This window comes from Jeongeupia wiesaeckerbachi (assembly GCF_050916355.1).
GTDB classification, from domain to species: domain Bacteria; phylum Pseudomonadota; class Gammaproteobacteria; order Burkholderiales; family Chitinibacteraceae; genus Jeongeupia; species Jeongeupia wiesaeckerbachi.
Window position 1 is genome coordinate 2,376,377 of record NZ_CP136946.1, and the last position, 23,732, is coordinate 2,400,108.

Here is a 23,732-nt window from a genome sequence, read left to right on the forward strand (position 1 = left end):
TGACTAAAAAATACAATCAAACCCACAGCGGAGCGCCAAGAATGATATGGCTCCCCACTGTGGGTTGAGCGATTAAACGAACTCATGCTCGAATCCCTGCTTCCCTATTACGAACGCGAACTCGGTTATCTGCGCGAGCTGTCGGGTGAATTCGCCCAGCGTTATCCGAAAATTGCCGGCCGGCTGCAGCTGGAGGGCGATCAGTGCGAGGACCCGCATACCGAGCGCCTGGTCGAGTCGTTCGCGTTTCTCGCTGCGCGCATTCACCGCAAGCTCGATGACGAATACCCGGAAATCGCTTCCAGTTTTCTCGACGTGCTGTATCCGCATTATCTGCGGCCGATTCCGGCGACGACGATCGTGCAGTTCGAGTGCGATCCACAGCGGCCCGAGATCGCCAAGCGCTATACGGTGGCCCGGCAGCAGCCGGTGCATGCGCCGGCGATCGGCGGGGTGGTGTGTAAATTCCGCAGCTGTTACCCGGTCGATCTGTACCCGCTGTCGCTGACCAATGCGCGGCTGGAGCTGACCAGCAGCTCGGCGCACCTGCGCCGCATGGCGCCCGATGCGGCGGCAGTGCTGACGCTGGAGCTGCAGACGCACGGTGATCTGGATATCTCGGCGATCGATCTGCAGTCGCTGCGTTTTTTCCTCGATGGCGAGCCGGCGCTGATGCATCTGCTGTACGAGCTGCTGTTGTCCAAAACCCAGCGCGTCCGCGTGGGGGACGGCAGCGATGATCCGGCGCGGACGCGCGAGCTGCCGGCGACGAGCATCCTGCCGGTGGGCTTTGGCCGCGATGAAGGCGTGCTCGAGTACGACGCGCGTTCGTTTGTCGGCTACCGGCTGCTCACCGAGTATTTCAGTTTTCCGGACAAGTTCCTGTTTGTCGATTTCACCCGCCTGGGCGAAGTGGCGCCACGGCTGGTCGGCGGCAAGCTGGTGATCCAGTGCCTGATCGGCCAGTACCCGGACACCGAACGCCATGCGCGTTTGTTGAATCATCTGGCGCCGGTGCATTTCAAGCTCGGCTGCACGCCGCTGGTCAATCTGTTCACGCAACCGGGCGAGCCGATTCGCGTGACGCATCAGAAGGCGTCCTACCCGGTGCTGGCCGACAGCCGCAAGCAGCTGGCCTACGAGGTGATCCAGATTTCGCGCGTGGTGCGGGTCGAAAAGACCGGCGCCAGCGAGACCAGTGACGAAGTGTTGCCTTTCTATGCGATCCGCCACGGCGGCGAGAAGGGCGGGCCGCGCTTTTACTGGCATGCCAGCCGCGAGGCCTCGCCGCGTCAGGGCGACAAGGGCAGCGATCTGGAACTGCATCTGGTCGATCTCGATTTCAACGCGGTGCGGCCGGCTGCCGAGGTGCTGAGCCTCGAGCTGCTGTGCAGCAACCGCGATCTGCCCGAGCAGATTCCGTTCGGCGGCAGCCAGTCCGGCACGCATACCGATTTCACGTTGCCCGGCCATTCGGTGGTCAAGCGCGTCAAGCTCTTGCGTAAGCCGACGCAGAGCCTGCGCGCGCCGCTGAAACGCGGGCTGCAGTGGCGGCTGATTTCGCATCTGTCGCTCAATTACCTGTCGATCATCGACGGTGGCAAGAGCACGCTGCAGGAGATGCTGGCGCTGTACAACCTGACCGATTCGCCGGTAACCAACCGGCAGATCCAGGGGCTGAGCGCGATCAGTAGCCAGGCCGCGGTGACGCGGGTCGCCGGGCGCGATTTCTCGGGCTTCGTCCGCGGTACCGAGGTGACGCTGACGCTGGACGAGGACTATTACGTTGGCGGCGGTGTTTATCTGTTCGCCAGCGTGCTCGAACGCTTTTTCGCGCTGTACTGCGCGCCGAACAGTTTCAGCCGACTGCGCGTGCGCACGGTGCAACAGAATGAGGAGGTGGCGGCATGGCCGGCACGCGCGGGCGAAGCCATCGTGATCTGAGCGGCGAAATCGCCGCCGACGCGACCCAATACGGCTTTTTTCAGGCGGTGCGGCTCTTGTCGTTGGCCGCACACAAGCAGGGCAAACGGCGTGGGCCGCTGCCGGACAAGTTGCGCTTTCGCACGCTGGCGACGCTGTCGTTTCCGCCCAGCGAGCTGACGCGCTACCAGCCGGCGAACGACGATGCCGAAGCCGGGACGCCGGACGAACTCGGCGTCGCCTTCATGGGCCTGACCGGGCCGTCGGGCGTGCTGCCGACCAGCTATACCGAGCTGCTGATCGAGCGCCGCCAGCACTATCGCGATACGGCCTTGCATGGCTTTTTCGACCTGTTCAGTCATCGGGCGGTCTCGCTGTTCTACGGTGCGTGGCGCAAGTACCGCTTCTGGCTCGCGGCCGAAGCGGGCGAAACCGAAGGCTTCTCGCGCAACCTGCTCGATCTGGCCGGCTTGGGACTGTCACGACTGCGCGACCGGCTCGGTGGCGAGAACGGCCTAGATGAAACGCTGTTCATTTACTACGCCGGCCTGCTGAGCCAGAAGCCGCTGTCGAGCCAGGCGCTGGTGACCTTGATCGAAGGCTTCTTCGACGTGCGCGCCGAACTGGGCCAGTTTGCCGGCCAGTGGATTGCCGTACCGCGTGACGAGCAGACCCAGCTCGGCCAGATCGGCTGCGAGCTTGGCTTGTCGGCGTTCGCCGGCAGCCGGATCTGGGACCGGCAGACCAAGGTTGAGCTCAAGCTCGGACCACTACGGCGGGGGCGTTTCGATGCCTTGTTGCCCGGTGGCGCCGGCGCCGATGCCTTGCAGCAACTGCTGCAGTTCGCGCTCGGCCATGGGCTGGCGTGCGATGTGCGGCTGGTACTCGACAAACGCGATACGCCCAAGCCGGTGCTCGATGAGGCATCGCCACTGCGGCTGGGTGGCAACACCTGGCTGGTCGCCAGCATGCCCCGATCCGACCCCGACGAAATGAGCTATACCCTGCTGCACTGACCGTTCCCACCAAAACGATAACTACCCGAGAAACCACCATGTCCACGCCCCTGAAAGCCCTGGTTGCCAAGCTGACGCCGACGGCGCGCGCAGCGGTCGAAGATGCCGCCAACCGTGCGGTGACGCGTACGCATTTCGAGATCGAGATCGAGCACGTCTTGCTGTCGCTGATCGACCAGACCGACAACGCCTTTACCGCCGCGCTGCGCGCCGGCGGCGTGCCGCTGACGCAGTTCGAGCGTGAACTCGACGGCACGCTGGAGCAGTTCAAGCGTGGCAATACCCGCAATCCGGTGCTGTCGAACTGGATGCCGAAGTGGCTGGAAAAAGCCTGGCTGATCGCCGGCGCCGAGCATGGCGAGTCGGACATCTCCAGCCTCGACCTGCTGCTGGCCTTGCTCGATGACGAAAGCTTGCGCGCCTCGATCAATGGCACGGCCGCGCCGCTGGCCAAGCTCGACCGCCAGGCTTTGCGCCAGGGTTATGCGGTACTGCGTCGTCATGGCGATGAAGCAGGCAACGCCGTCAGCGAATCGGTCCCCGAAGCGAGTGATCCGATCGTCGTGCCGGCTGCCGGCAAGCGTGGTTCGCCCGGTTTGGATAAATACACGATCGACCTGACCGCGCAGGCGCGCGCCGGCAAGATCGACCCGGTACTCGGCCGCGATGCCGAAATCCGCCTGATGACCGATATCCTGATGCGGCGCCGGCAGAACAATCCGATCCTGACCGGTGAGCCCGGCGTCGGCAAGACGGCGGTCGTCGAAGGTCTGGCGCTGAAGATCGTTCGTGGCGAGGTGCCGCCAGCGCTCTCGGGCGTCACGGTGCGAACGCTCGACCTCGGCTTGTTGCAGGCAGGTGCCAGCGTCAAGGGCGAGTTCGAGAACCGCTTGCGTCAGGTGATCGACGAGGTCAAGGCCAGCCCGGTGCCGATCATCCTGTTCATCGACGAAGCGCACACGATGATCGGTGCCGGTGGCGCCGCCGGCCAGAACGATGCCGCCAATCTGCTCAAGCCTGCCCTGGCGCGCGGCGAACTGCGCACGATCGCCGCGACGACGTGGGCCGAGTACAAAAAGTATTTCGAGAAAGACGCGGCGCTGGCGCGGCGTTTTCAGGTCGTCAAGGTCGACGAGCCGGCGCCGGAAATCGCCGTGCAGATGGTCCGCGGTGTGGCCGAGGCCATGGCCAGCCACCACAAGGTCGATATCCTCAACGAGGCCGTAGCGTCGGCGGTGATGCTGTCGAGCCGTTACATCGTCGGCCGGCAACTGCCCGACAAGGCGATCAGCGTGCTCGATACCGCCTGCGCACGCGTCGCGCTGTCGCGCGCCGGCCGGCCGGGGCCGGTCGAGGACGTCGAGGCCTTGATCGCCAACGTCGACCGCGAGCTGGTCGCGCTTGAGCGCGAGGAAGGGCACGCCGAACGGATCGCCGAGCTGAAAGCCCAGGGCGAAGGGCTGAGCACGGATCTCGCGACGCTGCAGGAAAAATGGCAGGCGCAGCAGCAGCTTGTCGCCGAAATCGACGCGCTGAAGGCCGAGGCCGCCAACGCCAAACCGGTCAAGGGCAAGAAGGTCAGCCCCTTGCAGGCCAAACGCAACGCGCTGCGGGAGTTGCACAAGACGCTGCCGCTGGCATTCGAATGCGTCGACGAAAACGTGATCGCCGACGTGATCAGCGGCTGGACCGGCATTCCGTTGGGGCGCATGGTCAGCAATGAGCTTGAACAGGTGCAGAAGCTGGCCAAGCTGCTGGGCGAACGCGTCATTGGCCAGGACCACGCGCTTGAGCAGATCGCCGAACGTGTGCAGATCGCCAAGGCCAATCTCGACGACCCGAGCAAGCCCAAGGGCGTGTTCATGCTGGTTGGTCCGTCCGGCGTCGGCAAGACCGAGACCGCGCTGGCGCTGGCCGAGTCGCTGTACGGCGGCGAGCGCAACCTGATCACCATCAATATGTCCGAATACCAGGAAGCGCACAGCGTGTCCGGCTTGAAGGGATCGCCACCGGGCTATGTCGGCTACGGCGAGGGCGGGGTGCTGACCGAGGCAGTGCGGCGCAAACCGTATTCGGTGGTGCTGCTCGACGAAGTCGAGAAAGCGCACCCGGACGTGCTCGAGCTGTTTTTCCAGGTCTTCGACAAGGGCCTGCTCGAGGACAGCGAAGGTCGCGAGGTCGACTTCAAGAACACCATCATTCTGCTGACGTCGAACGCCGGCACCGATCTGGTGATGCGCGCGGTCGAAGGCGGCGTCACCATCGGCGACGAGAACCGGGACCCGAGTGCCGACGATCTGATCGAAGTGCTGCGTCCGACCTTGCAGAAAGTGTTCAAGCCGGCCTTCCTCGGCCGCCTGACTATCGTGCCGTACTTTCCGGTCAGCGACGAAGTGCTGCAGAAGATCGTCGCGCTCAAGCTCGACAAGATCCGCCGCCGGATCGAAGCCAACCACAACGCCAAGGTCGAGTTCCCGGCCGAGCTGGTCGAACTGATCACCTCGCGCTGCTTTGATGTCGACAGCGGAGCCCGCGATGCCGATGCGATCCTGACCCGGACGGTGTTGGCGAAGATCTCCAACGAGTTGCTGAGCCGTCTGGCGGCAGCCAAGCCGGTGAAGAAGATCGCCGTCAGCGTGAAGGGTGACGAGATCAAGGTGAAGTTGAGCTGAGGCTGCTTCCTCACCAACAACAAACGGCCCATTCGGGCCGTTTGTTGTTGGTGCCGCGCTTGTTCAATCGTTGGCGCGGATGTCGAGCAACTCCTTGAGCTGGCCCAAGGTCGAATCGTCCTTGATCACCGTCTTCAGCCATTCTTCCAGCGGCATTTCCGCCCACTTGGCGGCGCGCTCGGCCAGCAGCGCCACCGGGCTGTGCGGCTCGTGGGTGCGAAAGTAGCGGGCGACTTCGCGCAATTGGCGGACGGCGTCGGCACGGGTGGTGACCGGGCCGCCGGTCACGGTGGCTTGAGGGGCAGTGTTCATCGACGCGCTCGCAGTCGGGGGAACGAAGGGGGCCATCTGGGTTACGGGTGTCGCGGCGGCGGGCGCAGGGGCTGCGACCGAGCCGCCACACTGCTCGAGCAAGCGGCGGACGACATCGCCGATTGCCGCCAGCGCGTCGCGGACCTCGGACAGGCTCGGGGCGTTGTAGCCGAAACGCGCGTCGAGCTGCTGGTCGAGCGCGGTATACGCGGTCTGGGCGGTTTCGATTTCACCGGCGAGGCGCTGGAACCACGCCGGGCCGCAGGCGTTGACCGCTTTGTCGAATACGTCGCCGGCAAGCTTGCCCTCGGCGATCGCACGCGAGCGTGCGTCCTGATCGCGCAGGCCGAGGTTTTCGACTTCGCGTGACTCCTGCCAGCGGTACCAGTCATAGCCACCGTGCTGCGGCGACACCAGTGGCACCTGGCGCAAGGCGAGGCCGAGCTGGTTGTTCAGCCATTCGAGCTTGCCGATGCGTTCGTCAAGGTCGTCCGGATCCAGCTCGGGGTAAAGCGTTTCCCAGTAGCGGGACAGCAATCCGCCGATCAGGTCGAGGCCGAAGGCGGTCCCGCCGAAGCCTTCGGTCTTGGTCAGTGCCTCGGCCAGCCAGACCGCCAGTTGCAGGTCCTTGCTCTTGGTCGCCAGCGCGTCATCGCACTGCTGGCGGACTTTGCTCCATTCGGCGCTCTTGCGGCTCGATTCCCATTCGCCCAGGTCGAGGCTGGGGTCGTCGGCGCGCCGGGCTTCTCGAATCGCGTCAAACAGGGTCGAGTAAGCGAGATCGTCGCCAGCCGGATGGTCGGCGGAAACCGGCGCGAGCAGCAGCTCGAGCCGGGCGTTCTGGTTGTTGTCCATATGGGATTCCGTAGCGGGCTCAGCCCTTGGCGACATTGGGGACGGTGGAGATCAGCGTGGCGCCGCAGCTGGTCTTGTGGCCTTCGAGCGCAACCGGTTTGCCGTCGACCAGCCAGTTCGGATCGCCTTCGACAATGGTTTCGGTGCCGTGGTCTTTTTTCGGACAGCTGACCGAGTCGCCGAGCCGGGCAATGGCCTTGCCCATGGCCTTGGCGTTGGGGGAGGCGCTGACCACCGAGCCGCCGTGGCTGGTTGGATCGCCGAGGCGGATCACTTTTTTCATGCGGCTTGTTCCTCGGGAAGAGCGTGGCTGACCACGCTGCTGACAATTTGCGTATCACCGTCGAATTCGGCGATCAGTACCGGTTGCTGCAGCTGCGCGGCGTGGGTGATCGCGATGGCGTTCAGCAAGGCGCTACGCGCGCCGCCGACGTCGCCGAACTCGGTGACGACGTTGCTGGCATTGCTGATCGGATTGAGTTCGGATTCGAAATAGCTGAGCACCGTGGCGACCGCCGCCAGCCGTTGGCCGCCGACGTCGACACCACCGCAGTTGTGCGCCAGCCAGGCGAGCGTGTGGCTGAGGTCACCGCCGGCCTCGGCGGGGTCGAACGGTAGCGGCCGCAAGCCGGCGTTGATCAGCGCACCTTCGACGGTGCCGCGCAGTTGCTGGCTGAGTTTATTGCCCTTGGGCAGGGCGGCATCGCTGTAGAGCTCGCGACTCAGATGAATGCGGGCAATCGGTGCCAGATCCAGCAGACCTGCGCGCAAATGCGCCGGTACGCGGCCCCAGCCGGACGCATCGTCGCCGCGGCCGTGATCGCGCTCCCAGTAGGGCTGGTAGGGATCGGCTTCGCCGGCCACCGTGTCGGTCACGCCGGCCGGCGCGAGGCCCGAGCGGGTGAAAAGCTGCAACACGACCGCCTGACCGGGCTTGCCGTGCCAGCGCTGGGCTTCAAGCTGCGTGGAGTCGAGCGGTTCGAATTCGTCGTCGTCGGGCTGGACGGCCAGCGGCGAATCGCACGCCAGCAGCAGCAGACCCGGCAGCGTCGGATCGTTGCGCAACACGGCGATGACGCGGTCGTTGATGCTGCCACTGCCCGGCAGGAACTTGCCGCCGGTCGCCGGAACGGCATCGAGGCCGGCTTCGGCAGCGGCGTCGTTGTGTGCCAGCTTGATCAGGTCCAGCAAGGCGCGCCCGTCCTGGTCCCGGCCGGGCAGCACGTAGAGCGGCAGGAAGGCGAGCGCCGACGTTTCGGTAAAGGCAATGCCCAGTGTGTCGGTCAGCGGGCTGGCCAGTGCGGCGGTACGGTCTGTGTCGTTGATTTCAGGCGGGCGTTGCTGCCACAGCGTTTGCGGCGGGATGTCATCGCACCACGGTGGCAGGGCTTCGATGGCGATGTCGACCCAGACGGCTCGGCATTCGACGAGATGCTGCCGCTCGCGCAACTCGGCATCGTGCGTCTGGCGCGCCTGCGCAAGGCGTTCCGCTTGTGCCTTGGTCTGTGCCTCTGCATCGGCTTGTTGTCGGGCTGCTTCGCGCTTGGTTCGCCAACTGCGCCAGAGCACGATGCCCAGTGCGAACAGCAGCGGCGGCAGGACCAAGAGCCCGAACAGCGATGGTGCGGACATCGCACCGGCATTGAACGGAATGACGAAGCCAAGCAAGCCCAGCCACAGTACGGCCAGACCGATCAGGAGCGAGAGATTGAGAATCATGCTTACTTTTTTCTTGGAAATTCTTTCTTGATTGTTGCTGGTTATTTTATCTGTTTTTCCTTAGGTGTCGCTTGTCTGTCTTGATGTTTGAGTTTTTTTGTAAATAGATGCGTTGCCTCCAACGCGGTGCCGGTGTGCGTACCCTCCGGCGGCAAGCGCGCCGCTCGGATCGTTTTCCAAGCATTTCGGCTCGAAAAAGGTGTTGCTGTCGAGGGGGGAGGATTGTCACTTCGACGACGTGAAGCGGCTGGTTGCGCAAGCGCGCAGTTTGCGCCGAGGCTGCCGGCAACAAGGCCTTAAGTTTTCTTTAAGTCGCGCTACGCTAAGGTGAGCCTGTCCCAACCCAGCGGAGCTCGCACAATGCAGATCCAAGCAAAAACCTGGTGGCCCAAGTTGAGTGCGCTCGTCGTCGCGGCGGCGCTCGGTGGCGCGGTCGGCGCGATCAGCAGCCGTGCCTTGCCCCTGGCGGGGGCTGCGCCATCGGCACCGGTGGTGGCCGCCCAGACCGCCGCGCCGCTGTCCGCGCCTGCCGCCGCCGGCCTGCCCAGCTTCAACGACATCGTGACGCGCTACGGCCCGGCCGTGGTCAATATCAGTGTCACCGGCATGACCAAGACGGCCGACGCGCAGCAGGGGCCACGACTCGATCCGAACGATCCCTTCTATGAATTCTTCCGCCGCTTTGGCGTGCCGATGCAGCCGCAGCGCCCGCAGGTCACGCGGGGGCTGGGGTCCGGTTTCATTGTTGCCGCCGATGGCTTGATCCTGACCAATGCGCACGTCGTTGATGGTGCCAGCGAAGTCACGGTCAAACTGACCGACAAGCGCGAGTTCAAGGCCAAGGTGATCGGTGTCGACAAGCCGACCGACGTCGCGGTGCTGCGCATCAACGCCAAGGATCTGCCGACGGTGAAACTGGGCGATCCGGCAGCATCGCGCGTCGGTGACTGGGTGCTGGCGATCGGTTCGCCTTACGGTTTCGAGAACTCGGTGACCGCCGGCATCGTCTCGGCAAAATCGCGCAGCCTGCCCGACGAAAGCTACGTGCCGTTCATTCAGACCGACGTGGCGATCAACCCGGGCAACTCGGGCGGGCCGCTGTTCAACGCGGCGGGCGAGGTGATCGCGATCAATTCGCAGATCTACAGCCGTTCGGGCGGTTTCCAGGGCCTGTCGTTCTCGATCCCGATCGACGTCGTCAAACAGGTCGAGGCGCAGATTCTGGCCCACGGCAAGGTCGTGCGCGGCCAGCTCGGCGTGATGGTGCAGAACGTCGATCAGTCGCTGGCCGAGTCGTTCGGACTCAAGTCGCCCAACGGTGCATTGATCAGTGGCGTGAATCCGGGGGGCGCCGGTGACAAGGGCGGGCTGAAGCCGGGCGACATCGTGCTCAAGTTCGGCGACACGCCGATTGCATCGTCAGGTGATCTGCCGCCCTTGGTGGCCAGCGTGAAACCGGGCGACAGCGTGCCGATGACGATCTGGCGCGACGGCAAGGAAAAAGTACTGTCGGTGAAAATCGACGCCGCCAAGGACGTCAAAGCGGCCCAGGCGCAAAGCGATGAAGGTCAGGCCAAGCTCGGTCTGTCGGTGCGGCCGCTCAACCCGCAGGAAAAAGCCGAAAGCGGTTTGAGCGCCGGCTTGGTGGTGGGCCAGGTCAGCGGCCCGGCAGCCAAGGCAGGCATCCAGCCCGGCGACGTGGTGCTGGCGTTGAACGGCAAGCCGGTGAGCTCGATCGACGAGCTGCGCAGCCTTGCTGCCAAGGCCGGCAAGCACATCGCCTTGCTGGTGCAACGCGATGACGCGCAGATCTTTGTGCCGCTGGATCTGGGCTGACTGGTTCAACAGGCTGGACCGGTTGAGGGACCGGTCCGGTACTTTTTCTGCATGAAATCGCCATCCGGGCCGCGCTTTGCGCGGCCCGTTGCATTTACAACGCCAGTGCGACCTTCATTCCTTCCTCGATCGCGCGCTTGGCGTCGAGCTCGCCGGCCTTTTCGGCGCCGCCGATCCGGAAAGCGCTGACGCCGTCGGCGATGAGTTCGTCGTAGAGCGCGTTGACCGATTCCTGTCCGGCGCAGATCACCACCTGATCGGCCGGCAGCGTTTCCTCCTTGCCGCTGTGGCGGATAGTCAGACCTTCGTCGTCGATCCGCAGGTATTCGACCTCGCCGAGCAGGTGCACGCCGCGGTGCTGCAGTGCCAGCCGGTGCACCCAGCCGGTGGTCTTACCGGGGCCGCTGCCGGGGCGGCCCTTGCGCCGTTGCAACAGCCAGATCTCGCGCGGCGACGGTGTGACGTGCGGCGGGGTCAGGCCGCCGGCATGGGTCAGCGTGTCGTCGATGCCCCAGTCGTGGCGGTAATCGCCGATGGCATCGCCATGGTGACCGGTTTCCGACAGGAACACCGCGGTATCGACGCCGATGCCGCCGGCACCGATGATCGCGACGTGGCCTTGTGGCGCGACCTTGCCCGACAGCAGGTCCGGATAGGCGATGGCCTTGGGGTGGTCGATGCCGGCGATGGCGGGGATGCGCGGCTTGACACCGGTCGCGACGATCACGTGGTCGTAGTGGCCCGTAAGGTCGGTCGCATTGACCGGAGCATTGAGGCGGATGTCGACATGGGCCAGCTCGAGCTGGCGGCCGAAGTAGCGCAGCGTTTCGCGGAATTCTTCCTTGCCCGGCACATGGCTGGCGAGGCGGAACTGGCCGCCGATTGCATCGGCTGCTTCGAACAGCGTCACCGCGTGGCCACATTGCGCCGCGGTCAGCGCCGCCGACAGACCGGCCGGGCCGGCGCCGACGACGGCAACGCGCTTTTTCGCTGCGGCGGGCTGGATCACGAACACCGTCTCGCGTCCGGCGCGCGGGTTGACGAGGCAACTGGCCGGCTTGCCTTCGAACGCGTGGTCGAGGCAAGCCTGGTTACAGGCGATACAGGTGTTGATCTCGTCGGCGGCGTTGCGCGCGGCCTTGGCGACGAAGTCGGCGTCGGCGAGCATCGGCCGCGCCAGCGAGACCATGTCGGCGCCGCTGTCGAGCACCGCTTCGGCCACTTCGGGGGTGTTGATGCGGTTGACCGCGATCAGCGGCACGCTGACGTGCGGTTTCAGTGCGGCGGTCACCCAGCCAAAACCGCCGCGCGGCACCGCCTGCGCAATGGTCGGGATGCGCGCCTCGTGCCAGCCGATGCCGGTGTTGATCAGCGTGACACCGGCGGCTTCGAGTGCCTTGGCGAGCTGGATGGCCTCGTTGAAAGTGCCGCCCTGCGGCACGAGGTCGAGCAGCGAGAGCCGGAAAATGACGATGAAATCGTCACCGACGGCCTTACGCACGGCCTTCATCGTTTCGATCGCAAGGCGCATGCGGTTTTCGAAACTGCCGCCCCAGTCGTCATCACGCTGATTGGTGCGCGCAACGAGGAACTGGTTGATCAGATAGCCCTCGCTCCCCATGATTTCGACGCCGTCGTAACCGGCTTCGCGCGCCAGTCGCGCCGTGTTGGCGAAGTCGGCGATGGTTTGCAGGATGTCGTCGTGGCTCAGTGCGCGTGGCGTGTACGGCGAAATCGGCGAGGCGACGGCCGAGGCGCTGACTGCATCCGGATGATAGGCATAGCGGCCGGCGTGGAGGATCTGCAGCGCGATCTTGCCGCCGGCGTCGTGCACCGCCTGCGTCACCGGCAGTTGGCGGGCGATGTCGGCGTCGCTGGCGAGCATCGCGGCATCCGGATAGATGCGTCCGGCCGGGTTCGGTGCAATGCCGCCGGTGACGATCAGCGCGACGCCGCCACGGGCGCGCTCGGCATAGAACGCCGCCAGCCGCTCGGGGCCATCCGGTGCTTCCTCTAGCCCGGTGTGCATCGAGCCCATCAGCACGCGGTTTTTCAGCGTGGTGAAGCCCAGATCGAGCGGGGCGAGCAGGTGGGGATAGGCGGTCATGTCGGCTCCGGTAGTGCGACTAGGACTGTTTCAAAAGACTGTTTGAATTTTGAGCCTAGCGCCGGGGCACGGCAAGCGGTAGTCGGGGTTTGCCCGCAAGGCCGGTTTTCAAACAGCCTGCATCCTGGCGCGTTCAAGGACCTGCCGCCCGGCAGCCAGCGGCATACCGTGTTGCAAACCGCTTGCGGCGTCTGTACCGCTGCACGGTACGCGCCTTGCCCACCAGCGGTGCCGCCCCGAATGCTGGCGCGAAAAGAGCGTGAACAGGTTCTAAGCTGGACCAAACCCCCGCCGGAGCACGTTCATGTCCCGTCTGATTGCCCTATTGCTGTTCGTTGCCGCTACCGCTCATGCCGATCCGCTGCCGTCGTGGCAGGACGGCGCGAGCAAGGTGGCGATCACCGGTTTCGTCGCCCGCGTCACCAAGGAAAAAACACCGGATTACCTGCCGCCCGAAGCGCGCACCGCGGTATTCGATGTTGACGAGCCACTGCTGTACGCCAGCAGCGCCGAGCTGGCTTTCTCTGCCGATGAGATCAAGCGTCTGGCGCCGCAGCATCCGGAATGGCAGAAGACGCCGCCATTCAGCGCGGTGTTGGCCGGCCAGCCGGTGAAAAGCGCGGCCGACGCGCAAGCGCTGATTGCTGCCACGCACGACGGCAGCGTCGATGCGCTGGCGGCGCGGGTGCAGCGCTGGCTGGCCGACCCCGCCAATCGGGGCGCGGCGCAGGGTCATGCGCAACTGCTCGAACTGATGGCCTATCTGCGGGCCAACGGCTTCCGGACGTGGATCGTCTCTAGCGGCGAGAGTGGCTTTGTCCGGCCTTGGGCTGAGCGTGCCTATGGCGTTCCATCGGAGCAGGTGGTCGCGAGTACGCTGAAGGCCCGGCTGGCGGTGCAGGGCGGTAGTGCAACCATCGTCCGGGCGCCGGCGTTCGAAACAATCCTGACCGGCGCGGCCAAGCCGGTGGCGGTTGAGCGGGCGATCGGTCGCCGGCCGGTGCTGGCCTTTGGCGACAGCGATGCCGATCTGCCATTGCTGCAATGGGTATCGGCGGGCCGGACCCGTTTTGTCGCCTTGCTCGATCGGGGCGAGGGCGCCGAGCAGGTGCAGGCCGCAGCCTTGAATCTTGGCTGGCTGGTCGTCGATGCCGAACGGGACTGGCGGCGCGGCGGCGCGGCGACGGCCTCGTCACAGCCATCGCAGCCCGGTACGGCACCGGCCGAGCCGACCGCGCTCGTGCTTCACGCGCGTGACATGCTGCGCTAGGTATACTTGGCGGCGGGTTGCTTGAGGATAGGCTGAGTCTATCGGTGGCATCAACAATGCCGATTGGACAGCATCCTTCCGTAGCGACTACCTTTTACGCGATTTTTATCACACCGACTCAGGAGAACTTCCATGGCCGTACTCGTTGGCAAAAACGCTCCGGACTTCAACGCCTCTGCCGTTCTCGGCAATGGCCAGATCGACGACAACTTCAATTTCAAGAAGGCCATCGAAGGCAAGTACGCCGTCGTGTTCTTCTACCCGCTGGACTTCACCTTCGTCTGCCCGTCCGAACTGATCGCCTTCGACAACCGCCTGGAAGAGTTCAAGAAGCGCAATGTCGAAGTGATCGGCGTGTCGATCGACAGCGCCTTCACCCACAGCGCATGGCGCAATACCCCGGTTGAAAAGGGCGGTATCGGCCAAGTTGGTTACACCCTCGTTGCCGACATCAAGCACGAAGTTTGCCAGGCGTACGACGTTGAACTGGCTGGCGCCGGCGTTGCGCTGCGCGGCTCGTTCCTGATCGACAAGGCTGGCGTGGTTCAGCACCAAGTGGTGAACAACCTGCCGCTGGGTCGCGATATCGACGAAATGCTGCGCGTTGTCGATGCACTGCAATTCACCGAAGAGCACGGCGAAGTCTGCCCGGCTGGCTGGAACAAGGGCAAGAAGGGCATGAAGGCTGACGCTGCTGGCGTGGCCAAGTATCTGGCCGAAGAAGCCGCCGCCCTGTAAAAATCATTCATCAGGCGGGCTGCGCCTGCGCATCTCGTGCCCGTCCGATGCTCGGCGTCCTCATGGACTTGATGTCCATTCCGGCGTCTGCGCTTCGGGCGAGCCCGACCTGCTTTGGCTCGCCGGCCTGCTGAACGATTTGGATGATCGATGCGTCAAGCATCGATTTGCGCAAAAGCGCCGCCCTTGGGCGGCGCTTTTTGTTGGGCGATCGGTCATAATTGCCGCTTTGCCGTCATCTGGTTTTTCGCATGTCGCAACACGTGATCGCCCCGCCGCAAGAGGGGCAAAGCCCGCAAGCCTGGTACGACGGCCTGAAAGGGCTGGATGGTTTCATTGTCGACGGCGCACAGGCCGCGGCGATCGCCCGGCTCGATACCTTGTGGCACGAGCTGGTCGAGTTCAAGCGCAAGCGCGGCCGATTTTTGGGCAAGTCGCTGCTGCCGCAACCGGCCTTGCCGCGCGGGCTGTGGTTCTGGGGCGGTGTGGGTCGCGGCAAGAGCTTTTTGATGGATGCGTTCTTTGCCAGCCTGCCGTACAAGCGCAAGAAGCGGCTGCATTTCCATCAGTTCATGCAGGAAGTCCATGCCGAACTGAAAAAGCAGTCCGGGACCGACGACCCGATGGCGCGCGTCGCCGAGAAGTGGGCCAAGTCGGTGCGGGTGCTGTGCTTCGACGAATTCCATGTCTCCGACATCGCCGACGCGATGATCCTCGGCCGGCTGATGGAGCACCTGTTTGCACGCGGCGTAGTGTTGATCGCGACCAGCAACTATGCGCCGGACGGGCTGTATCCGAACGGCCTGCAGCGGGCCAATTTCCTGCCGACGATTGCTTTGCTGAAAGACAAGCTCGATGTGCTCAACATCGACTCGGGCAACGATTACCGGATGCGTACCTTGTCGAAGGCACGCACTTATCTGGCGCCGGTGGGCGCCGATACCGACGCCGAGCTGGCAGCGATTTTCGACGCCGTTGCCACCGGCGCGGCCTTGTCGAAAACGCTGACGGTCGAGGGGCGGCGGCTGAATGCGCTCCGGCACGCGCCGGGCGTGGTCTGGTTCGATTTCGCCGTCGTCTGCGGCGACGGCCGCGCGCAGGCCGATTACCTCGAACTGGCCAAGCGCTACCACACGGTCATCGTCGCCAATATCCCGAAGCTGGGGCCGGCGACGTCGAATCAGGCGCGGCGGCTGACCTGGCTGGTCGACGTGTTCTACGATCACCGCGTCAAGCTGATCCTGTCGGCGGCGGTCGATGTCGACGCGCTCTATACCGAAGGCACGCAGGCGAGCGAGTTCTTCCGCACCGCCAGCCGGCTGACCGAGATGCAATCGAAGGAATACCTCGCGCTGCCGCACCAGAGCGTGCAGGAGCAGCTGGCGGGGATTTCCGAAACCTGAAACCGAGTGGCAGAACCCGTGGCGCGGTCGCAATCCTGTGTCGTGCGCGTCTCGCAACATCCCAAGGTATGCGTCCGCCGGCGTTCTCATGGATTTCATGTCCATCGCTCCGGCGCAGGCGCCCGGCCGTGCACCGGTTCGCGACGGTTTGCCGGTGCGTTTCGAATGCGTTGATCTGAGGTGGCTATGGCCGAAACGATGAAAGCGATCCTGCCGGGCCGTTATCCGCAGCTCGTCTATGGCGATTTGCCAAGGCCGGTGCCGAAGCCCGGCCAGCTGCTGGTCCGCGTCCGCGCGGCCGGGATCAATCGTGCCGATCTGGTCCAGGCAGCCGGCCACTATCCGCCGCCGCCCGGCGAGTCGGCAGTGCTCGGGTTGGAGGTGGCCGGCGAGGTTGTGGTGATCGGTGATGACGTCGCTGATTTTGCGATCGGCGACGCGGTATTCGGCCTCGTTCCCGGCGGTGCTTACGCCGAGTACTGCGTGCTCGACGCCGCATTGGCGATCCGCAAGCCCGAGGTGCTGAGCTGGGCCGAGGCGGCCAGCCTGCCCGAAGTGTGGATGACGGTGTGGCTCAATCTGGTCGAACTCGGTGAATTACAGGCCGGTCAGCGGCTTTTGGTGCACGCCGGTGCCAGCGGTATCGGCGCGGCGGCCATCCAGCTCGGCAAGCGCCTGGGCGCGGTGGTGTTCGCCACCGTCGGCAGCTTTGAGAAGGCCGCGTGGTGTACCGCGCTCGGTGCTGATCGGGTGATCAATTATCGCGAACAGGATTTCGTTCTTGAGGTGAAGGCTGCCGGCGGCGCCGACCTGATTCTGGAAACCGTCGGCGGTGACTATCTCGGCCGTGATCAGCAATGCCTGAACCGCGATGGCCGGCTCATCGTCATCGGCCTGTTGCGGGGGACGTCGGCCGAATTGAATCTTGGCCTGCTGCTGGTCAAGCGTCAGCGCGTACTGGGTTCGGCATTGCGCAGCCAGTCGCTGGCGGTGAAGACGCGGCTGGCGCAGGCGCTGGCGGCGCACATCGTGCCGGCGGTGGTGAAGGGCGCATTGCGTCCGTCGCTCGACCGGGTGTTCGCCGCCCGGGATGTGCAGGCGGCGCATGACTACGTGGCGCAGAACCGCAATCGCGGCAAGGTCGTGCTCGCGTTCGATTGAGCGCTCAGCGACGCGTGTCGCCCGGCGGATGCGCGGCAAACCAGTCGACGATCGCTGGCATGTGTTGCTCGAAGCCGCCGGGGAAGGACAGGTTGAGCACCCCGGCGCGGGCGCCGCTGCGGTTCTCGAAATCGTGCTGCACGCCGCCCGGTACCAGCACGAAACTGCCTCTGGCGGCATCGTGCCAGCTGTCGCCGATCAGGAAAGACATCACCCCGTCGACGACGAAGAACACGTCGTCCTCGTCATGGTGATGCGCGCCCGGTCCGCGCGTGTACGGGTCCAGCCACCATTCCGAGATCGAATAACCGTTGGCGGTCTCGCTGCAATCGGCCTTGAACACCGCGCGAATGCCACCCATCGCGTAGTTGCGGCCCGCGTCGGGAGCGAGAAAAACCGGTTTGCGCTGTGTGTCGTCCATGGCCATCGTCCGCTGCGTCAACCGCCCAAGTATGGCGATGCAGGATGACGCCGGTTCAGTCGGCCGATTGATGGTGTCGGGCGCCAAGCAGCCGTTTGCGTTCGGCGGTGTAGTGCCACCACGGTTGCGGCGGTTCGCCATCCATGAAGCGGACGATCGAGATGAGGACGTCGATCATGCACGGGTCCTGCCGGGTGGCGGTGGCCACGCACAGCAGGTCGTACAGCGCGTAGGGATCTTGGCCGGCGAGCTGCGCCGGCTCAAGCATGCCGATCAGCCGCAGGTCGGCCGCGCAGGCCTTGCCGATGTTCGGCAGGTCCTCGAGTCGTCGGACCCGGGCGCGGTCGACCTTGGCCGGATTCATGGCGTGCCGGCGGCGTCCGGACGCTTGGCCGGCGCGAGGTAAAAGTCTTCCGGCTTCACCAGCTTGGGCGTTTCGGTGTCGGCTTCGTAATTCGGCGACATGATCTGCACGCCGTATTCATTGAACACGTCCTGCACGTTGCCATTGAGATCAGAGAGGATCTGCAGCCGCAGACGCGGCTCGTCGAGGGCGAATCGCAGATGGTATTCGACGTAGAAGTCGGACAGCGCGGTCTGGTAGACCACCGATGCGGGATCCTGCCGCAAGCCGGGCGTGCGGCGCGCGGCTTCGAGCAGCATCGCGTGCACTTGGCGCCACGGTGTGTCGTAGCCGATGGTGACGGCGATCTTGCAGATCACGCCGCCACCGCGCGCCAGCCGCGAGTAGTTCTTCACCGCCTGGCTGACCAGCACCGAGTTCGGAATGCTGATTTCCTCGCGCAGATTGGTGTGCACCTTGGTGGCGAACATGCCGATTTCCATCACCGTGCCTTCCTCATCGCCGATCTGCACGTACTCGCCGACCTTGATCGAGCGCGAGTAGATCAGGATCAGGCCGGAGGCAAACTGGCCGACGACGCTGGATGCGCCGAGCGACACCATCAGGCCGACGATGACGCTCAGTCCCTTGAAGGCGTCGGTATTCGCGCCGGGCAGGTAGGGATAGATCATCGCGATGGCAAACAGCCACGCCGCCACCGACAAGAGCTTGCGGGTCGTCGCGGCGGTATCGGCGTCGAAGAAGCCGAACTGGACCCGGCCCGACTCGACCTGGACGAACAGATAATTGATGCCGCGAACGAACCAGCGCGTCAGTACCAGGATCAGCACGACGACGGCCAGGCTCGGCAGCGCCGACAGGATGGCGATGGCGAACTGGCTCAAGAGCTTGAGTACCGCCGCGTCGAGTTGCTCCCCCCAGATCCGCGTGTACGGGAACAGTCGCAAGACGTAGGACATCCACACATAGCCGAGCGCCAGCGCACTCGGCCAGAACACCAGATAGCCGAGCACGCGCAGGCTCAGCTTGATCAGCCGGACCGGAACGACATTGCGCATATTGCGCAGCTTGTTGATCAGTTGGGCGAGCATGAAGCGCAACAAGCGGTTCCACAGCACCCACAGCCGGCTCAGCAGCCACAGGCCCAGCGCGAAGACCAGCGTGGCCGCCGCTGCCTTGGAAACGGCGAACAACCACTGCTGCGGCTTGCTGAAACCTCGGGTGTCGTTGATCAGCGCGGTCAGTTCGCTGGTCGCGTGTTCGAGGTTGCCGTTCAGTGTTTCGCCAGCCAGCGTGTCGACGTCGGCGTTGCTGATATAGAAGATCGGGTTGCCGTCATACAGCACCGCGCCGCCCTCGGTGTTGGTCCGGGTGGCGAGCTTGAGCGGCGATGCCTCACCCAGCCCGCGGCGGATGCGTTTGTCGGCCGCCTCCTGCCGCTGCAGCGGCGACGAGCCGAGCAGATTGCTGCGGAAGGTGGCGATGTTGCGGTTGTTGATGCTCAGCGTGGCTGCGACCGGTGCAGTGGCCGCAGCAGGGGCGGCCAGCGGCATCGACGCATCGTCGGCGTGGGCAAACAGCGACAGGAAAAACAGGAAGAAGGCAAAAAGGCGCATGGCTCGTCTATCGGTTATGCCGTTCGTCTGACAGGCAGGCGCCGGCGCTTCAATTCATTATTGATAATGAATCTCATTTATGTTTGAATGCATTGCACCGGCGGCACAAGCCGGAACAATCTCATCATACATAGGAAGAAATCCGATGAACGCATACCTGGTGGGTGCCGATGTCCTTGGCAACATTCCTGATCTGCTCAACCGCTACGGCATTACCATTCACAAGCACGTCTCTGGCCGCCATGCCGCGCACCAGCGCAAGCCGGCCAGCCTCAAGGGCGTCGACCTGATCATCCTGTTTACCGACTTTCTCGGCCACAACGTCATGCGCCATTATCGCGAACTGGCCAACGAAGAAAACATCCGCTTTGTCGCCTGCCGCCGCTCGGTGTGCTCGCTGTCGCAGACGCTCGACAAGCTCGGCCACTGTGCCACCAATCCGTGCGATACCTGCCCGCAGCGCAAATTGCACTGATCCGGCAGCAGGGCGGCAAAACTTGCCGCCGCCCCCTTGCCAAACAGGCCCGGCCTTTGCGCCGGGCCTTGTTTTTGCTCGCCGCAGACGGTGGCACGCTTCCTGCTTTATCAGGAAACCGTGATTGACCAACCGGCTGACCCCATGCTCGGACGCATCGACGACTACTTCAAACCGCAGGAAACCGCGCTCAGGCTCAGAAGCGAGCGGCAGCAGGTGCTGGCGGCGAATATCGCCAATGCCGACACGCCGAACTACAAGGCGCGGGATTTCGATTTCGGCGCCGCGTTCAAGGCCGCCATGGGCGATGTGCAACAGCCGGCGATGCAGCAAACCGATCCGCGCCACCTGCAGCCGGCCGCGGCGTTTGATCCGCTGGCGCCGCATCTGGGCTACCGCGTGCCGGCGCAGGGCGCGATCGACGGCAACACGGTTGAAATGGATACCGAGATGAGCCAGTTCGCCGACAACACGCTGCGTTATCAGGCCGCGCTGACCTTCATGCAGAGCCGGATTTCGTCGATGAAAACCGCGCTGAACGCTCAATAAGGCCCGCCATGTCGCTGTTTCAGGTTTTTGATATCGCCGCCTCGTCGATGAAAGCGCAATCGCAGCGCCTCAACGCCGTCGCCAGCAATCTTGCCAACGCCGAATCGGCAACGAGTTCGAACGGCCAGCCCTACCGTGCGCGTCAGGTCGTATTCCAGGTTGCGCCGCTGCCCGGTGGCAGTGCCACGACGCCGGGTGTCCGGGTCGCCGGTGTGATCGAGGATCCGACGCCGCCGAAGCTGGTATACGAGCCGGCCAATCCGCTCGCCGACGCCAATGGCTACGTGGCCATGCCCAACGTCAATGTCGTCGAAGAAATGACCAATATGATTTCCGCATCGCGTTCGTACCAGACCAGTGCCGACGTGATGAATACCGCCAAGACCTTGTTGCAGCGCACGCTGCAGCTCGGCCAAGTCTAATCCGTACCGGAGAGCGCACCATGTCCGCCGTCAACGCCACCAGTGGTTTCGACTACAGCACACTCAACGCCAAGGCCGGCAAGGCCAAGGACAGCGCTGTCGACATGCAGCAGAGCTTCCTGAAGCTGCTGATCACGCAGATGCAGAATCAGGACCCGATGAACCCGATGGACAACGCCCAGACGACGTCGCAGATGGCGCAGATCAATACGGTCACCGGCATCCAGCAACTGAACACCACCATGATGCAGATGATGGCGGGTATGGCCGGTTCGCAAAGCCTGCAGGCCGTTTCCGTGGTCGGCAAGGATGTGATGGCGCCGATCAAGGAGATCAGCAACTACACCGGCCCGGGTGGTTTTGATCTGGGTGTGGTGTTGCCGACCGGCCATACCGGGACCAAGGTGTCGATTCTGGATTCCGCCGGCAATGTCGTCGATACGGTCGATGTCGGCGCCTCGCAAAGCGGTTACACCCATGTGAACTGGGACGGCAAGCTGCCCGACGGCACCGATGCGCCTCCAGGCAGCTATCACGTGCGCGCCACCACCGAGCTGGGCGGCAAGGGACAGGAAATCGACGTGTTCGGCTGGCAGAAAGTCGAGAGCGTGACCTTTTCCGCCACTGGCCCCAGGGTCCAGCTGGCCGGCGGCAAGATCATCGATTTTGCCGACATCGCACAACTGCGCTGATTCGCTACCAACAACACACAGAATGGGCCGGGTACACACCGGCCGCTGGAGGCAGAGATGGGTTTCCAACAAGGTTTGAGCGGTCTGAATGCGTCGTCGAAGAGTCTCGACGTCATCGGCAACAACATCGCCAACGCCAGCACGGTCGGCTTCAAGGGCTCGCGTGCCGAGTTCTCCGACATCTACGCAGCGACCTTCGCCAACTCGGGCACGCTCGCCGGCATCGGTTCGCGGCTCGATAGCGTTGCGCAGCAGTTCGGCCAGGGCAATATCAGCACCACGAGCAATCCGCTCGATCTGGCGATTACCGGCAACGGCTTTTATCGCGTGGTCGATCCGAACGGCAGCGTCAGCTACTCCCGCAACGGCCAGTTCCAGCTCGACCGTAATGGCTACATCGTCAACGGCAACCAGATGCTGACGGGCTGGCCGGTCGATGCACGCAGCGGCCTGCTGAACAAGGGCGGTGTGCCGCAACCGTTGCAGCTGACCGTCGGTAACGTCGGCGCCAGCGCGACCGGTGCATCGGGTCTGGCCAATGCCGGTCTGGCGATGATCACCAATCTGGACGGTTCCAAGCCCATCATCGACCGCGCCGCACCGCCGACCGGCGTCGGCCCGATCAATGTGCAGGACCCGACCACCTACACCGATGCGACGACCGCCAGCGTTTACGATGCACAGGGCGTGCGCCATTCGCTGACGTTCTACTTCACCAAGACCAGCACCAACCAGTGGGAAGTGCAGACGTCGTTCGACGGCGCCAACCCGGTGCCGGCTACCGGCAGCGGCGGCGCACAGGCTTACCTGTATTTCGACGGCAACGGCAAGCTCGACACCACGTCGAACCCGGCAACCAATGCCGCCGGCTTCACCTTCACCACGGCGCTGGCCGCACCGAACGGCGCAACCAGCCCGTTCAGCTTCCCGGTGTCGTTTGCCAAGAGCACCCAGTTCGGTAGCGCTTTCGGCGCGACCTACACGCAGGACGGCTACGCCGACGGCATGCTGACCGGCATCAGCGTCGACAAATCCGGCGTCATCGTCGGCTCGTACTCGAACAGCCAGACCAAGGTGATCGGTCAGGTCGTGCTGGCGAATTTTGCCAACGTCCAGGGCTTGCAGCCGCTGGGCGACAACCGCTGGGGCGAAACCTTCGCGTCGGGCGCGGCCAACGTCGGCGATCCGGGATCGAGCAACCTCGGCGGGCTGCAGTCGTCGGCGCTCGAAGATTCGAACGTCGACCTGACCGGCGAGCTCGTCAACCTGATCACTGCGCAGCGCAATTACCAAGCCAACGCCAAGACGATTTCGGCGCAGGACACGATCCTGCAAACCCTGGTGAACCTTGGCTAAAACCTGACTCATTAGGCGGCTGCGCCTGCTGAGCCAGGTTTGGATCCCTTGAATCCAGACTGGAAAAAAACATGGATCGGCTGATCTACACCGCGATGTCCGGCGCCAAGCACACGATGCTGCGGCAGAACACCATTTCGAACAATCTGGCCAATGCGCAGACGCCGGGTTTCCGTTCCGAGCTGGCGGCGTTCCGCGCCTTGCCGGTGCTCGGCGGCGGGTTGTCGACCCGCGCTTTCGTCACCGAGCAGACCACCGGTGCCGATTTCACGCCGGCGCCGCTGATGCAGACCGGCCGCGAGCTCGATGCCGCGATCGACGGCGACGGCTGGTTTACCGTGCAGACCGGCACCGGCGAGGCGTACACGCGTAACGGCAGCTTCGAGATCGACGCGGCCGGCTTGCTGAAAACACGCAGCGGTGCGGTCGTGCTCGGCGAAAACGGCCCGATCACGATTCCCGAGAACACCCGGATCACCATCGGCCCGGACGGCACCATCAGCGGCGTGTCGCTCGACGACGTCACGCAGAACAACGATCTGGGCCGGCTCAAACTCGTCAATCCGGCGGTGGCCGGGCTCGAGCGCGGCAGCGACGGACTCTTCCGCGAGCGCTCGGGCGAGACCGCGCCGGCGTCGGCCGAGGTGAAACTGGCCGGCGGCATGCTCGAAGGCAGCAACGTCAATCCGGTGGCCGAACTGGTCAACATGATCTCGGCGCAGCGTCAGTACGATGTGCAGATCCAGCTGCTGCAAAAAGCCAATGACAATGCCCGCGCCGCGTCGCAGGTAATGGCGTTCAACGCCTGATCAATCCCTATAAGAA

The 23,732-nt window shown here is 64.2% G+C and carries 21 protein-coding genes; 14 read left to right on the top strand and 7 right to left on the bottom strand.

Annotated features, from left to right (window positions below):
• The first annotated feature begins 84 nt into the window (after positions 1-84).
• The 3 genes from tssF to tssH are packed head-to-tail and all read left to right on the top strand — an operon-like array spanning position 85 to position 5,611.
• Positions 85-1,944, top strand: a complete 1,860-nt coding sequence (tssF, locus tag R0382_RS11585; protein ID WP_432719743.1) for a type VI secretion system baseplate subunit TssF — start codon at positions 85-87, stop codon at positions 1,942-1,944.
• Positions 1,908-2,939: a type VI secretion system baseplate subunit TssG gene (gene tssG / locus R0382_RS11590; protein ID WP_432719744.1), complete on the top strand. Its 1,032-nt coding sequence runs from the start codon at positions 1,908-1,910 to the stop codon at positions 2,937-2,939. The genes tssF and tssG overlap by 37 nt, the downstream gene beginning before the upstream one ends.
• 38 nt (positions 2,940-2,977) lie before the next feature.
• A complete protein-coding gene (gene tssH / locus R0382_RS11595; protein ID WP_432719745.1) occupies positions 2,978-5,611 on the top strand; it encodes a type VI secretion system ATPase TssH in 2,634 nt (877 codons plus the stop codon).
• Positions 5,612-5,674: 63 nt separating this feature from the next.
• Here the strand turns inward: tssH and tssA are convergent, their stop codons facing one another.
• Genes tssA through R0382_RS11610 form a run of 3 tightly spaced genes read right to left on the bottom strand, consistent with a single transcriptional unit; the run spans position 5,675 to position 8,497 of the window.
• Positions 5,675-6,778: a type VI secretion system protein TssA gene (gene tssA / locus R0382_RS11600; protein ID WP_432719746.1), complete on the bottom strand. Its 1,104-nt coding sequence runs from the start codon at positions 6,776-6,778 to the stop codon at positions 5,675-5,677.
• Between the two features lie 19 nt (positions 6,779-6,797).
• Positions 6,798-7,061, bottom strand: coding sequence for a PAAR domain-containing protein (locus tag R0382_RS11605; RefSeq protein WP_432719747.1), 264 nt, complete (start codon positions 7,059-7,061; stop codon positions 6,798-6,800).
• Complete coding sequence (locus R0382_RS11610; RefSeq protein WP_432719748.1) at positions 7,058-8,497, bottom strand: hypothetical protein; 1,440 nt, start codon at positions 8,495-8,497, stop codon at positions 7,058-7,060. The genes R0382_RS11605 and R0382_RS11610 overlap by 4 nt, the downstream gene beginning before the upstream one ends.
• Positions 8,498-8,857: 360 nt before the next feature.
• Between R0382_RS11610 and R0382_RS11615 the strand changes: the two genes are divergently transcribed.
• Entirely contained in the window at positions 8,858-10,333 is a 1,476-nt protein-coding gene (locus R0382_RS11615) for a DegQ family serine endoprotease (protein ID WP_432719749.1), read from the top strand.
• Between the two features lie 94 nt (positions 10,334-10,427).
• Here the strand turns inward: R0382_RS11615 and R0382_RS11620 are convergent, their stop codons facing one another.
• On the bottom strand, positions 10,428-12,440 hold the full coding sequence (locus R0382_RS11620) for an FAD-dependent oxidoreductase (RefSeq protein ID WP_432719750.1): 2,013 nt from the start codon (positions 12,438-12,440) through the stop codon (positions 10,428-10,430).
• A gap of 304 nt (positions 12,441-12,744) precedes the next feature.
• Between R0382_RS11620 and R0382_RS11625 the strand changes: the two genes are divergently transcribed.
• From R0382_RS11625 to R0382_RS11640, 4 genes are all read left to right on the top strand, one after another.
• Positions 12,745-13,710 (top strand): HAD family hydrolase, encoded by a 966-nt coding sequence (locus tag R0382_RS11625; protein ID WP_432719751.1) that lies wholly within the window; start codon positions 12,745-12,747, stop codon positions 13,708-13,710.
• Positions 13,711-13,842: 132 nt separating this feature from the next.
• A complete protein-coding gene (locus R0382_RS11630) occupies positions 13,843-14,448 on the top strand; it encodes a peroxiredoxin (protein ID WP_432719752.1) in 606 nt (201 codons plus the stop codon).
• 251 nt (positions 14,449-14,699) lie between these two features.
• Complete coding sequence (zapE, locus tag R0382_RS11635) at positions 14,700-15,851, top strand: cell division protein ZapE (RefSeq protein ID WP_432719753.1); 1,152 nt, start codon at positions 14,700-14,702, stop codon at positions 15,849-15,851.
• Between the two features lie 186 nt (positions 15,852-16,037).
• On the top strand, positions 16,038-17,012 hold the full coding sequence (locus R0382_RS11640; RefSeq protein WP_432719754.1) for an NAD(P)H-quinone oxidoreductase: 975 nt from the start codon (positions 16,038-16,040) through the stop codon (positions 17,010-17,012).
• Between the two features lie 4 nt (positions 17,013-17,016).
• On the opposite strand, the gene R0382_RS11645 is transcribed toward R0382_RS11640, so the two are convergent.
• The 3 genes from R0382_RS11645 to R0382_RS11655 are packed head-to-tail and all read right to left on the bottom strand — an operon-like array spanning position 17,017 to position 19,413.
• Positions 17,017-17,433: a cupin domain-containing protein gene (locus R0382_RS11645; RefSeq protein ID WP_432719755.1), complete on the bottom strand. Its 417-nt coding sequence runs from the start codon at positions 17,431-17,433 to the stop codon at positions 17,017-17,019.
• Between the two features lie 55 nt (positions 17,434-17,488).
• On the bottom strand, positions 17,489-17,797 hold the full coding sequence (locus R0382_RS11650) for a helix-hairpin-helix domain-containing protein (protein ID WP_432719756.1): 309 nt from the start codon (positions 17,795-17,797) through the stop codon (positions 17,489-17,491).
• Positions 17,794-19,413, bottom strand: a complete 1,620-nt coding sequence (locus R0382_RS11655) for a mechanosensitive ion channel family protein (RefSeq protein ID WP_432719757.1) — start codon at positions 19,411-19,413, stop codon at positions 17,794-17,796. The genes R0382_RS11650 and R0382_RS11655 overlap by 4 nt, the downstream gene beginning before the upstream one ends.
• Positions 19,414-19,558: 145 nt before the next feature.
• Here R0382_RS11655 and R0382_RS11660 point away from each other — a divergent pair, with 145 nt between their 5' ends.
• From R0382_RS11660 to flgF, 6 genes are all read left to right on the top strand, one after another.
• Entirely contained in the window at positions 19,559-19,888 is a 330-nt protein-coding gene (locus R0382_RS11660; protein ID WP_432719758.1) for a DUF2325 domain-containing protein, read from the top strand.
• Between the two features lie 144 nt (positions 19,889-20,032).
• Positions 20,033-20,437 (top strand): flagellar basal body rod protein FlgB, encoded by a 405-nt coding sequence (flgB, locus tag R0382_RS11665; protein ID WP_432719759.1) that lies wholly within the window; start codon positions 20,033-20,035, stop codon positions 20,435-20,437.
• Between the two features lie 8 nt (positions 20,438-20,445).
• Entirely contained in the window at positions 20,446-20,859 is a 414-nt protein-coding gene (gene flgC / locus R0382_RS11670) for a flagellar basal body rod protein FlgC (protein WP_432719760.1), read from the top strand.
• A gap of 20 nt (positions 20,860-20,879) precedes the next feature.
• Positions 20,880-21,551 carry a flagellar hook assembly protein FlgD gene (locus R0382_RS11675; protein ID WP_432719761.1) on the top strand — a complete coding sequence of 224 codons (672 nt, stop codon included), beginning with the start codon at positions 20,880-20,882 and terminating at the stop codon, positions 21,549-21,551.
• Between the two features lie 57 nt (positions 21,552-21,608).
• Entirely contained in the window at positions 21,609-22,907 is a 1,299-nt protein-coding gene (gene flgE / locus R0382_RS11680; protein ID WP_432719762.1) for a flagellar hook protein FlgE, read from the top strand.
• Positions 22,908-22,978: 71 nt separating this feature from the next.
• Complete coding sequence (gene flgF, locus R0382_RS11685; RefSeq protein WP_432719763.1) at positions 22,979-23,716, top strand: flagellar basal-body rod protein FlgF; 738 nt, start codon at positions 22,979-22,981, stop codon at positions 23,714-23,716.
• The last annotated feature ends 16 nt before the right edge of the window (positions 23,717-23,732 follow it).

What these genes read in the sequence shown, in the direction of transcription:
- R0382_RS11620 (WP_432719750.1), bottom strand. Translation starts at nt 12,440, where the DNA reads ATGACCGCCTATCCCCACCTGCTCGCCCCGCTCGATCTGGGCTTCACC.
- R0382_RS11610 (WP_432719748.1), bottom strand. Translation starts at nt 8,497, where the DNA reads ATGATTCTCAATCTCTCGCTCCTGATCGGTCTGGCCGTACTGTGGCTG.
- R0382_RS11645 (WP_432719755.1), bottom strand. Translation starts at nt 17,433, where the DNA reads ATGGACGACACACAGCGCAAACCGGTTTTTCTCGCTCCCGACGCGGGC.
- R0382_RS11660 (WP_432719758.1), top strand. Translation starts at nt 19,559, where the DNA reads ATGAACGCATACCTGGTGGGTGCCGATGTCCTTGGCAACATTCCTGAT.
- tssH (WP_432719745.1), top strand. Translation starts at nt 2,978, where the DNA reads ATGTCCACGCCCCTGAAAGCCCTGGTTGCCAAGCTGACGCCGACGGCG.
- tssA (WP_432719746.1), bottom strand. Translation starts at nt 6,778, where the DNA reads ATGGACAACAACCAGAACGCCCGGCTCGAGCTGCTGCTCGCGCCGGTT.
- tssG (WP_432719744.1), top strand. Translation starts at nt 1,908, where the DNA reads ATGGCCGGCACGCGCGGGCGAAGCCATCGTGATCTGAGCGGCGAAATC.
- R0382_RS11615 (WP_432719749.1), top strand. Translation starts at nt 8,858, where the DNA reads ATGCAGATCCAAGCAAAAACCTGGTGGCCCAAGTTGAGTGCGCTCGTC.
- R0382_RS11675 (WP_432719761.1), top strand. Translation starts at nt 20,880, where the DNA reads ATGTCCGCCGTCAACGCCACCAGTGGTTTCGACTACAGCACACTCAAC.
- R0382_RS11640 (WP_432719754.1), top strand. Translation starts at nt 16,038, where the DNA reads ATGGCCGAAACGATGAAAGCGATCCTGCCGGGCCGTTATCCGCAGCTC.
- R0382_RS11605 (WP_432719747.1), bottom strand. Translation starts at nt 7,061, where the DNA reads ATGAAAAAAGTGATCCGCCTCGGCGATCCAACCAGCCACGGCGGCTCG.
- flgE (WP_432719762.1), top strand. Translation starts at nt 21,609, where the DNA reads ATGGGTTTCCAACAAGGTTTGAGCGGTCTGAATGCGTCGTCGAAGAGT.
- zapE (WP_432719753.1), top strand. Translation starts at nt 14,700, where the DNA reads ATGTCGCAACACGTGATCGCCCCGCCGCAAGAGGGGCAAAGCCCGCAA.
- flgC (WP_432719760.1), top strand. Translation starts at nt 20,446, where the DNA reads ATGTCGCTGTTTCAGGTTTTTGATATCGCCGCCTCGTCGATGAAAGCG.
- R0382_RS11650 (WP_432719756.1), bottom strand. Translation starts at nt 17,797, where the DNA reads ATGAATCCGGCCAAGGTCGACCGCGCCCGGGTCCGACGACTCGAGGAC.
- tssF (WP_432719743.1), top strand. Translation starts at nt 85, where the DNA reads ATGCTCGAATCCCTGCTTCCCTATTACGAACGCGAACTCGGTTATCTG.
- flgB (WP_432719759.1), top strand. Translation starts at nt 20,033, where the DNA reads ATGCTCGGACGCATCGACGACTACTTCAAACCGCAGGAAACCGCGCTC.
- R0382_RS11655 (WP_432719757.1), bottom strand. Translation starts at nt 19,413, where the DNA reads ATGCGCCTTTTTGCCTTCTTCCTGTTTTTCCTGTCGCTGTTTGCCCAC.
- R0382_RS11625 (WP_432719751.1), top strand. Translation starts at nt 12,745, where the DNA reads ATGTCCCGTCTGATTGCCCTATTGCTGTTCGTTGCCGCTACCGCTCAT.
- flgF (WP_432719763.1), top strand. Translation starts at nt 22,979, where the DNA reads ATGGATCGGCTGATCTACACCGCGATGTCCGGCGCCAAGCACACGATG.
- R0382_RS11630 (WP_432719752.1), top strand. Translation starts at nt 13,843, where the DNA reads ATGGCCGTACTCGTTGGCAAAAACGCTCCGGACTTCAACGCCTCTGCC.